12 protein-coding genes are annotated in these 13,096 nt (G+C 70.4%); 2 read left to right on the forward strand and 10 right to left on the reverse strand.

Going from position 1 to position 13,096, the window contains the following annotated elements:
* Window positions 1-43: 43 nt before the first annotated feature.
* The 4 genes from ACTWQF_RS05285 to ACTWQF_RS05300 all read right to left on the reverse strand — a co-directional run bounded on the left by ACTWQF_RS05285 (window position 44) and on the right by ACTWQF_RS05300 (window position 4,846).
* Complete coding sequence (locus tag ACTWQF_RS05285) at window positions 44-1,033, reverse strand: zinc-binding dehydrogenase (RefSeq protein WP_443277423.1); 990 nt, start codon at window positions 1,031-1,033, stop codon at window positions 44-46.
* 154 nt (window positions 1,034-1,187) lie between these two features.
* Window positions 1,188-2,078, reverse strand: a complete 891-nt coding sequence (locus tag ACTWQF_RS05290; RefSeq protein ID WP_443277425.1) for a hypothetical protein — start codon at window positions 2,076-2,078, stop codon at window positions 1,188-1,190.
* A 110-nt stretch (window positions 2,079-2,188) separates the two neighbouring features.
* Complete coding sequence (locus tag ACTWQF_RS05295) at window positions 2,189-4,036, reverse strand: AMP-dependent synthetase/ligase (protein WP_443277588.1); 1,848 nt, start codon at window positions 4,034-4,036, stop codon at window positions 2,189-2,191.
* 162 nt (window positions 4,037-4,198) lie between these two features.
* A complete protein-coding gene (locus tag ACTWQF_RS05300; RefSeq protein ID WP_443277589.1) occupies window positions 4,199-4,846 on the reverse strand; it encodes a TetR/AcrR family transcriptional regulator in 648 nt (215 codons plus the stop codon).
* A gap of 353 nt (window positions 4,847-5,199) precedes the next feature.
* Here ACTWQF_RS05300 and ACTWQF_RS05305 point away from each other — a divergent pair, with 353 nt between their 5' ends.
* Complete coding sequence (locus ACTWQF_RS05305) at window positions 5,200-6,438, forward strand: RNA-guided endonuclease InsQ/TnpB family protein (RefSeq protein ID WP_443277427.1); 1,239 nt, start codon at window positions 5,200-5,202, stop codon at window positions 6,436-6,438.
* Between the two features lie 16 nt (window positions 6,439-6,454).
* On the opposite strand, the gene ACTWQF_RS05310 is transcribed toward ACTWQF_RS05305, so the two are convergent.
* From ACTWQF_RS05310 to ACTWQF_RS05335, 6 genes are all read right to left on the reverse strand, one after another.
* Window positions 6,455-7,822 (reverse strand): dicarboxylate/amino acid:cation symporter, encoded by a 1,368-nt coding sequence (locus ACTWQF_RS05310; protein WP_443277429.1) that lies wholly within the window; start codon window positions 7,820-7,822, stop codon window positions 6,455-6,457.
* Window positions 7,823-8,196: 374 nt separating this feature from the next.
* Complete coding sequence (locus tag ACTWQF_RS05315) at window positions 8,197-8,508, reverse strand: DUF4229 domain-containing protein (protein WP_443277431.1); 312 nt, start codon at window positions 8,506-8,508, stop codon at window positions 8,197-8,199.
* 206 nt (window positions 8,509-8,714) lie between these two features.
* Window positions 8,715-9,410 (reverse strand): UdgX family uracil-DNA binding protein, encoded by a 696-nt coding sequence (locus ACTWQF_RS05320; RefSeq protein WP_443277433.1) that lies wholly within the window; start codon window positions 9,408-9,410, stop codon window positions 8,715-8,717.
* A 50-nt stretch (window positions 9,411-9,460) separates the two neighbouring features.
* Window positions 9,461-10,459, reverse strand: coding sequence for a radical SAM protein (locus tag ACTWQF_RS05325; RefSeq protein WP_443277435.1), 999 nt, complete (start codon window positions 10,457-10,459; stop codon window positions 9,461-9,463).
* Between the two features lie 54 nt (window positions 10,460-10,513).
* The gene (locus ACTWQF_RS05330; protein ID WP_243084147.1) at window positions 10,514-10,966 is read right to left on the reverse strand and encodes an Lrp/AsnC family transcriptional regulator; all 453 of its coding nucleotides are present in this window, start codon (window positions 10,964-10,966) and stop codon (window positions 10,514-10,516) included.
* Between the two features lie 42 nt (window positions 10,967-11,008).
* Entirely contained in the window at window positions 11,009-11,695 is a 687-nt protein-coding gene (locus tag ACTWQF_RS05335; protein WP_443277591.1) for a UbiX family flavin prenyltransferase, read from the reverse strand.
* 136 nt (window positions 11,696-11,831) lie between these two features.
* Here ACTWQF_RS05335 and ACTWQF_RS05340 point away from each other — a divergent pair, with 136 nt between their 5' ends.
* Window positions 11,832-13,046 (forward strand): hypothetical protein, encoded by a 1,215-nt coding sequence (locus tag ACTWQF_RS05340; RefSeq protein ID WP_443277437.1) that lies wholly within the window; start codon window positions 11,832-11,834, stop codon window positions 13,044-13,046.
* Window positions 13,047-13,096 lie beyond the last annotated feature (50 nt).

Genomic DNA, 13,096 nt, shown 5'->3' on the forward strand with positions numbered 1-13,096 from the left:
CCCTTCCCCCCCGTGGGGGCGGGCGAGGCTTTCTTCCGGGTCCTCAGGCCACCGTCAGCAGCGTTTTGCCCAGCACTTCGCGGGCCTCGATCGCGGAGTGTGCCTTGGCGGCGTCCTCCAGCGGGAAGGTCTGGCCGATCACCGGGCGCAGCCGTCCTGCCGCGGCCTCGAACAGGGCGCGGTCCAGCAGCGGCTTGGCCTCGGCCGGGGAGAACTGGGCCTGCTCGATGCCGGCCAGGGTCACCTCGCGCGCGGCAGCTGCCCCGGCGTCGAGCTCCGCGAAGCCGCCGGAGGGGGCGCCGTGCGCGGAGAACCGTGCCCCGCGTGCGGTCAGATCGAACGCGGCACGGCCGATGGCGCCCCCCACGCCGTCGAACACCACATGGATGCCGGGCTCGCCGACCGTCCTGCGTACCTGTTCGGCCCAGTCGGGCCGGGTGTAGTCGACGGCGGCGTCGGCGCCCAGCTCCTCGCGGGCGAGCGCCAGTTTCCGCTCGCCGCGGGCTGCCGCGACCACATGTGCGCCGGCGGCTTTCGCCAACTGCACCAGCAGCGCGCCGAGTCCGCCGGCCGCCGCGAGGACGAGCACCCAGGCGCCGGGCCGCAGCGTGCCCGCGCTGACGGCGTTGTCGAAGAGCCGTACGGCGGTGGGGCCGTCGTGCACCAGCGCCGTCGCCTCGCGGAGGTCCAGCCCTTCGGGTACGACGCTGACCGTCTCGATCTCGGCGAGCGCACGCTGCGCGTAACCGCCCTGGGCGGGCGAGGTGGTCTTGGCGACGACCCCTCTGCCCTGCCAGGCGGCGGCCACGTCCGCGCCCAGCCGGTCGATCCGCCCGCCTACCGCGCCGCCGGGGACGTACGGCAGCGACGGCGCGAAGAAGGCCCCGTCGCGGCGGATCTGGGTCTCCAGGAAGATGACGTCGGCGTACGCCACCTCGGTGACGGCCTGTCCCGGGCCGGGGACGGGATCGGGCAGTTCGACGAGTTCGAGAACGTCCGGCTCGCCGAACCGCCGCACCTGAATTCCGCGCATCCCGACCACTCTCCTTGTGCTGACGAGGGATAGGAGAGCAGTCTTCAACTTCAACAGAGGTTGAAGTCAAAGAGAGGTTCAAGCCAACTGAGCGTCGGCCGCACCGGTCCGGTCAGCGCAGACCGACCGGTCAGTCGGTGAACGTGCGCACCGGTCAGTCGGCGGGCGTGCGCACCTCGTCGCGGATGTCGCTGACGCGGTCCGCCCACGCCTCCAGGTCCACGTCCTTCGGGGGGACCGAGTAGGTGTCGGCGCTGTCCTTGGCGACGTAGGCGGCGGTGCCCGGGTCGCTCCAGGCGCAGACGGGGATCGTCAGCTTCCGGCCGGCCTGCGACTTGACCAGCACCTCGCAGGTCAGCGGGTCGCCACCGGCGGGGGTTATGTCGCGGCGCTTGACGGCCACATCCATGGCCGGGCCGGACTCCATGCCGTTCATCATCTGGTTCTTGGAGAACTCGGGGTTGCCGTAGTCCTCGCCGGAGGCCGCGCCGTAGAGGAGCCGGGAGGTGTCGGAGGAGTTGGAGTAGGAACCCAGATGGGCTTCCTCGTCCGGGTTGGGGGAGTCGACCGAGTCGCTGAGGTCCTTACGCAGCCGGTACTTGCCGCCGTCCAGCGTCTTGGGGAACTTCAGCTCGTAGGTGGTCTTCGACTCGCTCGGGCTCGGCGTCGGCTCGTCCTCGCTCGGCTCGTCGGAGGGCAACTCGGACTGCTCCGCCTTGGCCTTGCCGTCGGCGGAGTCGTTCTTGTCGCCGTCACCGCCCGAGACGGCCAGCAGCGTGCCCGCGACCGCGACCGCGACCACCAGGACGGCCGCCACGACGATGCCGACGACCTTGTTGTTGCTGCTCCGGTTCGGCGGCGGGGGCGGCGGGCTGCCGTACGGGCCGGGAAATCCCGGCTGGCCGAACCCACCGTTCGGCGGCTGGCCGAAACCGCCGCCCTGCCCCTGCGGCTGGCCGAAACCACCCGCGGACGGCGGACCGAAGCCACCGCCGCCCGGAGGCTGACCTGGGGGCTGGTTCGGCGGCTGCGGGGGTGTCGTCATCGGGTGTCCCTCCCGGCGAGGGAGGCGTACCCCGTCCCCCGGCCGTGCTGTACCTGGCACTGTTGTCACGGTACCGCCGTTTGGCCAAGGGATTACTCTCGGGATACCTCTCAGCGCGCGTAGAGCTGGTCGATCTCCGCGGCGAAGTCCCGCACGATCGCTCCCCGGCGCAGCTTCATCGACGGCGTGAGATGACCGTCCTCCTCCGTGAAGTCACCCGGCAGCACGGCGAACTTGCGGATCGACTCGGCCCGCGACACCAGCGAATTGGCCTCGTCCACGGCCTGCTGGAGGTTGTACAGCAGGTCCCCGTCGACGAGCAGCTCGTCCATGCTCAGATGCTCCTTCTTGTGCATCCGCTGCCAGTGCGCGAGCCCGTCCGGCTCCAGCGTCACCAGCGCCGAGACGAACGGCCGGTTGTCGCCGATCACCAGGCACTGGCTGACCAGCGGATGCGCGCGCAGCCAGTCCTCCAGCGGCGCGGGCGCCAGGTTCTTGCCCGCGGAGGTGATGATGACGTCCTTCTTCCGCCCGGTGATGCTCAGATACCCCTCCGAGTCGAGCGCGCCCAGGTCCCCGGTGGGCATCCAGCCCTCGGCGTCGCGGTGCGGGATCACGCTCTCCGTACGGGCGTCCCAGTAGCCGCCGAAGACGTGGTCGCCCTTGATGAGCACCTCACCGTCGTCCGCGATCCGCAGCGCCGTGCCCGGCACCGGCCAGCCGACCGTGCCCAGCCGGGGCTTGAGCGGCGGCGTGGTGGTCGTCGCGGCCGTCGTCTCGGTGAGGCCGTACCCCTCGTAGACCGTGACGCCCGCGCCCTCGAAGAACGCCGCGAGCCGGTGCCCCAGCGGGGAGCCACCGCAGATCACATACCGGCAGCGACCGCCCAGCGCGGCCCGGATCCGCCGGTAGATGAGCGCGTCGTACAGGCCGCGGGCCGCGCGCAGCCCGAACCCGGGCCCGCTGCCGAAGCCGTGCTCCTGGGCCTCGACGGCCTCCCCGTAGCGCTGGGCGATCCGCGCCCCCCGGTCGAAGGACGAGGCCCGCCCCATCTTCTCGGCCGTCGCCCGGCCGGTGTTGTAGATCTTCTCCAGCACATACGGGATGCCCAGCAGGAACGTCGGCGCGAAGCCCGCCAGATCGGGGAGCAGGTCCTCGGTCTTGATGCTCGGCGCGTGCCCGAGCCGCACCCTCGCCCGCAGACAGCCGACGGCCACCATCCTGCCGAACACATGGGACAGCGGCAGGAACAGCAGCGTCGAGGCCGGCTCGGAGTTCTCCGCTCTGAAGACCGGGTGCAGCAGCTCGATCGCGTTGTCGACCTCCGCGAAGAAGTTGCCGTGTGTGAGGACGCAGCCCTTGGGCGGACCCGTGGTGCCCGAGGTGTAGATGAGCGTCGCGATGGTCTGCGGGCCCAGCTGTGCGCGGCGCTCGGTGACCAGCGCGTCCGGTATCCCGCGGCCCGCGTCCACCACATGACCCACGGCGCCCGAACTGAACTGCCACAGATGTTCCAGCGCGGGCAGGTTGCCGCGCTCGGCGCTGAGCATCCGGGTCTGCTCGACGTCCTCCACGAAACAGGCCCGCGCCCGGGAGTCCCGCAGGATGTGCCGGGCCTGCGACGCCGACGACGTCGGGTAGACCGGCACCGTGATCAGACCCGCCGCCCAGGCGGCGAAGTCCGTGAGAGTCCACTCGTAGGTCGTGCGGGCCATGATGGCCAGCCGGTCCCCCGGCCGCAGACCCAGCGCGATCAGGCCCTTGGCCATCGCCTGCACCTCGGCGGCGAAGTCGCGGGCCGCCATGTCCCACCAGGCGCCGTCCCTGCCCTTGCGGCTGAAGGCAGGCTCGTCCGGGGCCTCGGCGGCGTTGGTGAAGGGGATGTCGGCGAGGGAGCCGCTGGTCACTGTCGGCGCCAGCGGCGGGACGGAGACCTCGCGAACCCTGCCGCCCTCCATCTTCTTGTGCGGCTCGACCAGTTGCACCGGTAGCTCCGTCCTCGGCCAAACTCCTGACGTGACAGTAACCTTACCGACAGGTAAATTTACGGGATCAGGAGAGGGCCCGGGAATACCCGGTGACCACCTTCATAGAACGCACACACCCGGAGCACGCGTGTGTCAGCCGCGTTGTTCGGCACCCCGCAGAGCCCAGCGCCGGCCCTTCATCAGGTTCTCCAGGCCCGCCCAGCAGAAGTTCATCAGCGTCGCCGCCGTCTCCTTCGCGGCCGGGGCTTCGGGGTGCTCCGGGTTACGGGAGTTGGCCCACTCGGCGAGCGACTCGGCGGCGCCGACCAGCGCGTGGGCGAGCCCCGAGACTTCGCGTTCGGCCAGCTCGCTGTCGCAGCCGGCGTCCCGCGCCGCCTGCCCCAGCAGCGCCGTCACGATAGTGACGACCTCGACCCGCATGGCGGCGACCTCGCGGGCGAAGGGCTCACCCTGGGTACGGGCGCGGTAGAGCACCGCGACACCGTCCGGGCGGGCCGCGGTATGTGCGAAGAACGCCGTCAGGCCGTTCCACAACTGCTGATCGGCGGTCAACTCCCGCTCCCGCGTACCCTCCCGCACGGCTGCGACCAGCGCTCCGACCTCGCGCCGCACGCAGGCCATGAACAGATCTTCCTTGGACTTGAGGTACAGATAGACCAGCGGTTTGGAGACCCCCGCCGCCTCCGCTATGTCGTCCATGGAGGCGGCCTGGTACCCCTGTCGTGCGAACGCGGCGACCGCGGCGTCCAGCATCTGCCGCTCCCTCACCTCGCGCGGCATGCGCTTCTGCCCCACGCCTTCAATCCCTTCAGCCCCGTATGCCCCGTGAACCCCCCTCACCGGTCGGCCACGCCGACTCGTGCAGCGCACCGTTCCCCCACCAACTCCGGCTCCACGAAAGGGTACGCGCCCCTGGCCATGAGGCCCGGGGCGCACCTCGACGGAGCGAAGACTTCGGCCTGTTCTTGAAAGGACCTCAGTCGTTCACGCCCGGGGGCAAGCGCGTCCTGAGGTGGTCGGTGGGAAGCACGGCGGCGGCACCCGGCGTGAGCGAGGGGACAGCCTCGCAGGAAGCCGAGGGCATTCCCCATGTTCGAATGCGGACGACCTGAGGGTCGGATAGCGTCGCGGATGTGAAGCTGGTGATGCAGGTGAAGCTACTGCCGACGCCCAAGCAAGCGGCGGCACTTAGGGCAACCCTGCGCGCATGCAACGAGGCCGCTACCTGGGTCGGCCAGGTAGCGTTCGAAAACGATATGAAGAAGAACTTCGCGCTGCGCAGGCTCACCTACGATGAGGTGAAGACGCGATGGGGTCTGGGGGCACAGGCTGCCCAGCACGTGATCAAGAAGACGTGTGACGCATACGCCGTCCTCAAGGCCAACCTTGAGGCCGGAAACCTTGGCAGGCCTGGCTCAAAGCGGTACCGGAAGGCGACGGACAAGCCGATCGCCTTCCGTCCGGAGGGTGCCCAGCCCTATGACGACCGGATGCTTTCCTGGCAGACCCCCGAGCGGCGGGTGTCCATCTGGACAGTGACGGGTCGGATGAAGGACGTGGCGTTCACCGCAAGCCCTGAGCAGTTGACCACCTTGGCGCGGTACCGCAGGGGCGAGTCCGACCTCGTCTGCCGGGACGGCATGTGGTTTCTGCTGGCCACCTGCGAGGTCCCCGAGGCGCCACTGAACATTGGCCCGGTGGACGTCCTCGGCATCGACATGGGCATCGTCAACATCGCCACTACCAGCGACGGCGAGTTCCTGGCCGGGCGCGAGCTCAACCGCAGTCGGGTGCGTGAGCGGCAGCTGCGCACCAAGCTGCAGAAGAAGAACACCCCGTCTGCCAAACGTCGCCTGAAGAAGCGCAGGCACAAGGAGGCGCGGCGGGCACGGGACATCAACCACAAGATCGCGAAACATGTGGTGGCCGAGGCAGAACGCACCGGTCGCGGAATCGCCCTGGAAAACCTGAGGGGCATTCGCGAGCGGGTACGGCTTCGCAAGCCCCAACGGGCCACCCACTCCAGCTGGTCGTTTGCCCAGCTGGGGGCGTTCATCGCGTACAAGGCCCGCCGGGCGGGGGTGCCGGTGGTGTACGTCGATCCGGCGTACACCTCGCGAACCTGCGCCGAGTGCGGACACGTCGACAAGGCGAACCGGGTCACGCAACCCTGGTTCGCGTGCCGGTCCTGCGGCTTCGCCGCTCATGCGGACTGGAACGCCTCCCGCAACATCCGCGCCCGTGCACGGGAGTTGTGGCGACGCGGGGCCGAGTCAACGGCCCCTGCCCCGCCACCGCGTCAGCGGGGCGGGGCTGGACGCAAACGCAGCAGCACCGCCAGTGATGCCCGTTGTGCAAGCCCGGCGCCCTAGCGCCGGGTGGTTGACGTCAGCTTGTTGCGACCGGTTCCCGGGTGCCCGCGACGCGGGGCCCGGCGGGGGTGTCGTCGGCCTCCTCTACGGAGAAGCTGCGCGCGGTGGCGAACGCCTCGCGGTCGAGGATCTTCTCCTTGGCCGAAACGAGCACCGGGATCACTGCCTGGCCCGCGACGTTGGTGGCCGTCCGCATCATGTCCAGGATGGGGTCGATGGCCAGCAGCAGCCCGACGCCCTCCAGCGGGAGGCCCAGCGTGGAGAGGGTGAGCGTCAGCATCACGGTGGCGCCGGTGAGGCCCGCGGTGGCGGCCGAACCGATGACCGAGACGAAGACGATCAGCAGGTACTCCTTGATGCCCATGTCGACGTGGAAGAACTCACCCACGAAGATCGCCGCGATCGCCGGGTAGATGGAGGCGCAGCCGTCCATCTTCGTCGTCGAGCCGAAGGGCACCGCGAAGGCCGCGTACTCCTTGGGCACGCCGAGCCGCTCGGTGACCTTCTGGGTCAGCGGCATGGTGCCCACCGAGGAGCGCGAGACGAAGGCCAGCTGGATGGCGGGCCAGGCGCCCCTGAAGAACTGCAGCGGGTTGACCTTGGCGACGGTGGCGAGCAGCAGCGGGTAGACGCCGAAGAGAATCAGCGCGCAGCCGATGTAGATGTCCGCGGTGAAGGTCGCGTAGCTGCCGATCAGGTCCCAGCCGTAGTCCTTGATGGCGGTGCCGATCAGACCGATGGTGCCGATCGGGGCCAGCCGGATGATCCACCACAGCGCCTTCTGGAGCAGCGCGAGCACGGACTCGCCCAGCTTCAGGATGGGTTCGGCCTTCTCGCCCAGCTTGAGCGCGGCGATACCGACGACGACCGCCATGAAGACGATCTGCAGCACCTGGAGTTCGGTGAACGGCGTGATGATGTCGGTCGGGATGATCCCGGTGAGGAAGTCCAGCCAGGAGCCCTGGGTGTCCGGCTTGGCGGCGTCCTTGGCGGACAGCCCTGTGCCGGAGCCCGGGTTGGTGAGCAGGCCGATGACCAGCCCGATCGCCACCGCGATCAGCGAGGTCGCCATGAACCACAGCAGGGTGCGGGTGGCGAGCCGCGCCGCGTTGTGCACGTTGCGCAGGTTGGTGATGGAGATGGTGATCGCAAAGAACACCAGCGGCGCGACGGCCAGCTTCAGCAGCTGGACGAAGATCTCGCCGATCTTGGTGAGGGTGGTGCCGAGCCAGGCCACGTCCCAGTTGCGCGCGGCCCAGCCGAGAACCACGCCGAGTACGAGACCGAGCAGGATCTGCGCCCAGAACGGCACCTTGGGTATACGGGACCGCTTTTCGGGCGCGGCGGTGTCGGCAGCGGTGGCCGACGAGAACGACGAAGACACGGACAGACTCCGGGGGCGTCAGGAAGCGGACTGTTGGGGAAGGGCGTCGCGAGCAGGAGATCGCGGAGCGATGCGCCGCAAGGGTTTGCGTCGCGGGCGATGCGGTCGCGCCGGAGGGTAGTCCGGCCGCGCTGTCAGCGACAGGTCGCCGACATACAGCGGCAGAGATCGACATGCAGCCGCGCCACGAGCGCCAGGCCGCGTCGGCACTGAAGCGCGTCGGAAGTGGTGGCTGCGTTCGTCATGGCCGTCACGCTAACACTCCGTCTTTGGCTTACCCAAAGCTTGCCTTTGGGGGACAGTTACGGAAAAGCTCAACGCCCCGCCCGGGAAAGCTCATTCCCGACGGGGCGCCGACGACGGTGTGACGAGGGTTACGTCGCCCTGGGCTGCGCGTCCTGGGTCTCGTCCTCCTGGCTCTGGTTCGCCGCCAGCCGCTTCTTGGCCTTGCCCACGCCCTCCGCGACCTGCTCCGCCATGGCCTCCCGCTGCCTGCGCAGCAGCACATAGCTGAGCGGCGCCGAGATGACGAGCGCGACGAGCACCACCCAGACCGGGTTCGACTTGCCGACCCCGGCGGGGAACAGGCCGAAGTGGGTCAGCAGTCCGACGACGACGAGGCAGCCGACGAAGATGCCGATCCGCATGGTGGTGTAGCGGAGCGTCGCGTGCGAGGTGCTGCTCACGTGGGTTCTCCATGCATTTGGGCGTTTCGCGGTTCCTCACCAGTCAAGCACAGCCCCAGAAGCGATCTTCGCCACCCCAGGGCTTGCCCGGCGGGACGCGCCCCGTAAGGGGCGCGGGGAACTGCGCGACAAGCCTGGGGGTACCTCCCTGCTCGAAGAGCTTGGGGGAGCACCCGCAGACGGCAAGCCTCGGACAGGGGCACCCCCTAATCCAGCTCCCGCGCAGCCACCCGCAGATCGGCCAGGAACCCGCCATAGACCTCGGCACGATCATCGTCCCCGGCCCGCAGGATCGCCGAGGGATGAATGGTAGGCACAACCCGCTCAGCCCGCCCATGCACCTCACGCTCCGTACACAAACCCCGCTCCTTGGTGACCCGGAACGACGAACCGAAGAGCGCCTTGCCCGCAGTCGCGCCGAGCACCACCAGCACCTCGGGCTCCGTCAGCGCCAGCTCGGCCGCGAGCCACGGTCCGCAGGCCGTCATCTCTCGCAGCGTCGGCGGCTTGTGGATACGCCGCTTCCCGCGCCCTTCCTCGTACGCCCACTTGAAGTGTTTGACGGCGTTGGTGACGTAGGTCTGCGCCGGGTCGATGCCGGCCTCGTCCAGCGCCCGGTCGAGCATCCGGCCCGCCGGACCGACGAACGGTTCCCCGCGCCGGTCCTCCTGGTCGCCCGGCTGCTCCCCGACGAGGAAGACCCTGGCATGCGCGTCGCCGGTACCGAAGACGGTCTGCGTCGCGTTCTCGTGCAGCGGACAGCCCCGGCAGCCGGCCGCCGCCTGCCGCAGCGCCTTCAGCCCCGTGTTGCCGCTCGCCCGCCGCTCGGGCTCGGGGAGGAAGGGCGTCGCGTCGTACGCGTCCTCGGGCCGGTCGCCGTCTGTCGCTTTCTTCGCTGCCATACGGCTCGCGGTACCCCCGGGGCCGGGGGTTCTCACCGCCGGAACGCGGCCTACACCCGCATGGGCTGGGGCGCCTCGCGGCGCTGCGGGTCGGGGCCCTCGTAGCTGCGCAGCACGCCGTGGCGGGCGTCGCGCTCGACCGGGCGAAAGCCGGTGTCCCGGATCAGGTCCAGCAGGTCCTCGCGGGTGAGCGCATCGGCGTCCTGCGCCGTCTCGCTCTCGCTGTTCACGACCTGGCCGGCCATCTCGTCCGCGCCATGCTGGAGCACCAGCTGCGCCGTCTGCACACTGTGCAGCGCCCAGTCGACCGCCACGTGCGGCACGTTGTCGAACAGCAGCCGTGCGACGGCGAAGGTCTTCAACACCTCGGCGCCGGTCGCGCCCCGCGGCCCGTCCTGGAGCAGCGGCACGAAGACGTGGAATCCGCCGGTCTCGTCCTGGAGTTCGCGCAGCCGCAGCACCTGCTCCACGTACGCCGCACGGTCAGCGGCGTCCTCCGCGCTCCCGTAGCGCATCGTGCACATGGTGGTGAGGCCCTTGTGGTGTGCGAGCCGGTGCACTCGCGCCTGGTCCTCCCAGGGCAGCTCGGCGTCCGAGTCACCCTCGATCGACAGCGAGGTCACACCAGCGTCCACCAGCTCGTCCAGGACGTCCTCCACCCCGGCGTCGGCCGTGCGGACCGTCAGCGCGACGCCCTCGGGCAGCGCGTCCCGCAGGGCACGCACCGCGCTGACGAGGTCGCGCCACGACCCGCCGCCGGGGGCCGGCCGCAGCTCGGTGACGCCGTCGGCAGCCCACCGGGTGGCACGCTCGACCGCCTCCGCGACGTCCGTCACCTCCAGCGACCGGTGGACGGCGAAGTACGCGACATCGCCGTTGTGCCGCGTCCGCGTGTGGTGGGCGAGGCCGCCGAGCCAGGCCAGGTCGTCGCAGTCGTACAGGGCGATGCCGTCCTCGCGGGTCAGCCGCTCACCGGAGCGGACCTTCCGCTCGATGTCCGCCGCGTCCATTCCTCGCGCCACCTGCCTGCCTCGGTCCGTCTTCGTCATGATTCGCGCGCCCGCCCGACACTACGCCAGGCCCCGGGTGCTGCTGGGCAGCGCCTATTCCTCGGGCAGCTCCCCGACCCTGTTCTCCCACTTGGTCGACAGCACGATCGTCGTGCGCGTCCGCGAGACGCCCTTGGTGCCCGACAGCCGGCGGATGGTGCGCTCCAGCCCGTCCACATCACCGGCGCGGACCTTGAGCATGTACGAGTCGTCACCGGCGATGAACCAGCAGTCCTCGACCTCCTGGAGGTCGCGCAGCCGGGTGGCCACCTCCTCGTGGTCGGTGGCGTCGGAGAGCTGGATGCCGATCAGCGCCGTCACCCCTAGGCCGAGGGAGGGGGCGTCGACGGTCGCGCGGTACCCGGTGATCACCCCGGCGGCCTCCAGCCGGTTGATCCGGTCGGTGACACTGGGGCCCGACAGCCCCACCAGCCGCCCGAGTTCGGCGTAGGACGCTCTGCCGTTCTCGCGCAGCGCCTGGATGAGCTGCCTGTCCACCGCGTCCATGGATGCCGCTGCCTCCTGTACGTAGAAGTCCGGGGAACGAATCTAAGGCATGGGCCCCGTACTGCCCCGACCAGTTCCCCCCGCCCACCGCCCGAGGTCCCCTTCCCACCGCCGGTACAGCTTGTGCGGCACCCCGGCCGCGTCCAGCACCCGTCCGGCCACGAAGTCCACCAGGTCCTGAATGTGCCGGGCGCCCGCGTAGAACGCCGGGGACGCGGGCAGCACCACGGCGCCCGCCTCGTCCAGCGTCACCAGGTGGCGCAGCGTCTGGCCGTTCAGCGGGGTCTCCCGTACAGCGACGACGAGGGGGCGGCGCTCCTTCAGCGTCACGCTCGCCGTCCGTTGCAGCAGATCCTTGGAGAGCCCCAGTGCCACCCCGGCGACGCACGCCGTGCTCGCCGGGACCACCAGCATCCCCCGTACCGGATACGAGCCGGAGGACGGCCCCGCCGCCAGATCGCCCGGGGACCAGTGCCGCACCCGGGCCGGGTCGGTGTCGAACGCGTCCGGGCTGCCGTCGGCGCCGCGGGCCAGCCAGCGGCGCAGGTCCTCCTCCGCGTGGGCGTCGCGGAAGGGATGACCGGTCTCGTCCAGGATCGTCAGCCGGGAGGCGCGGCTGACGATGAGGTCGACGTCCTCGCCCGCTGCCAGCAGTGCCCGGATGACCGCCGCCGCGTACGGGGTCCCCGAGGCGCCGGAGACGCCCACGACCCAGGGGGTGCGTGCCATGTCGCTCACGCCCCCGACCCTACGTCCTGGTACGCCCTCCCCCGGGCGGGGAGGGGTGCCCCTTACCCCATCCCGCAGGGTGCGGGTGCGAGATCCGCGGGCTCGCGCCGGGGCGGAAGCGCGTAGCCTCAAGGGCATGCGTGTCACCCGCCTTTACCACGTCAACAGCCGACGGCACGTCAGTCACGTACGGCACACAGGACAGGCCGCCGCGGCAGCGGCGTGCGCGACCGTGCTGGCCGTCACCGTCACCGGCTGCTCCATGGCCGAGAAGGTGACCACAGGGCTCAAGGTGAAGCACGCCTTCGAAAAGCTGGGCGAGCAGCCTTCCGCCTCCGTGCTGGTGTCGGTCGACGGCAGCAGGGCGGACGCCGAGCAGTTTCTGCGCGCCGCCGGTGGCGACGACGCCGGTTCGGTCCGGCACGCGGCCCGGCTCCTCACCCGCGGCGAACTCACCTTCGCCGTCGGCTCCGACCGCGAGGAGACCCCTCTCAAGGAGCTGAGCCGCTCCGAACGCCTCCGGTTCGCGACGGCCGTCAACTTCGGCGGAAAGGACGTGCTGGCCGCCAAGTCGGTCGAGGAGAAGCTGTACGTCCGGATGAACCTGCGCTCCCTCGTCGCGCAGACCGGCGGCTCCAAGGCGGACCGGCAGCGCGCCCGCACCATCGTCTCCCTGGCCAAGGACCTGCCGACGACGCTCGGTTCGGCCAAGGACGCCCTCAAGGGCAGGTGGGTCGAGATCGACCCGGAGTCGTTCGACGACTTCGCGCGCGCCGCACAGGAGATCACCGCGGAGGAGAACAAGAGCGAAAAGCACGGGGAGCAGCGGGGCGGGTCCCAGCAGCACGCCGCGGAGGGCTCCGAGCAGAGCGACGAGACGAGCAAGCGGCTGAGCCGCGCGACAGCCGCGGGCCGCGCCCTCAACGGGGAGTCCGAGCGGGAGTTCCTGGAGGGACTGGAGAAGACCCTCGGCAAGTACGCCCGGTTCCACAAGGCGGGCGAGTACGGCGGCGCCGAGCACGTGACGGTCTCCATGCCCGCACGCCGGGCGGCCCCCGATCTGTCGCGGGCCCTGGAGGCGCTGGGCGCCCGGCTGGACCCGACGACGGTGCCCGACAGGACCGTCAGCGCCGACCTCCAGATCCGGCGCGGCCAGCTGACGGGGCTCACCGTCGGCCTGGACCAGTTCCTCAGCGGCAAGCAGGCCGAAAAGGTGCACCTCCCCCTGCGGCTGGACTTCGGCGGCGGTGACGCCGTCTCGGTGCAGGCCCCCGACGGGGCCCGCGAGGTGAAGCCGCAGGACCTGCTGGCCGCGGTGATGTACGGAGCCCTGGGCACGGGCGACATCTAGAACTTGTCGATCTCGGGTACCCGGCATGGGGGCCGCGCCCCGAAGGGGCG

Source organism: Streptomyces sp. 8N114, from assembly GCF_052245835.1.
GTDB lineage: Bacteria > Actinomycetota > Actinomycetes > Streptomycetales > Streptomycetaceae > Streptomyces.

Coding starts and splice junctions, on each gene's coding strand:
- ACTWQF_RS05285 (WP_443277423.1), bottom strand. CDS start 1,033: ATGCGCGGAATTCAGGTGCGGCGGTTCGGCGAGCCGGACGTTCTCGAA.
- ACTWQF_RS05290 (WP_443277425.1), bottom strand. CDS start 2,078: ATGACGACACCCCCGCAGCCGCCGAACCAGCCCCCAGGTCAGCCTCCG.
- ACTWQF_RS05295 (WP_443277588.1), bottom strand. CDS start 4,036: ATGGAGGGCGGCAGGGTTCGCGAGGTCTCCGTCCCGCCGCTGGCGCCG.
- ACTWQF_RS05300 (WP_443277589.1), bottom strand. CDS start 4,846: ATGCCGCGCGAGGTGAGGGAGCGGCAGATGCTGGACGCCGCGGTCGCC.
- ACTWQF_RS05320 (WP_443277433.1), bottom strand. CDS start 9,410: ATGGCAGCGAAGAAAGCGACAGACGGCGACCGGCCCGAGGACGCGTAC.
- ACTWQF_RS05325 (WP_443277435.1), bottom strand. CDS start 10,459: ATGACGAAGACGGACCGAGGCAGGCAGGTGGCGCGAGGAATGGACGCG.
- ACTWQF_RS05330 (WP_243084147.1), bottom strand. CDS start 10,966: ATGGACGCGGTGGACAGGCAGCTCATCCAGGCGCTGCGCGAGAACGGC.
- ACTWQF_RS05335 (WP_443277591.1), bottom strand. CDS start 11,695: ATGGCACGCACCCCCTGGGTCGTGGGCGTCTCCGGCGCCTCGGGGACC.
- ACTWQF_RS05340 (WP_443277437.1), top strand. CDS start 11,832: ATGCGTGTCACCCGCCTTTACCACGTCAACAGCCGACGGCACGTCAGT.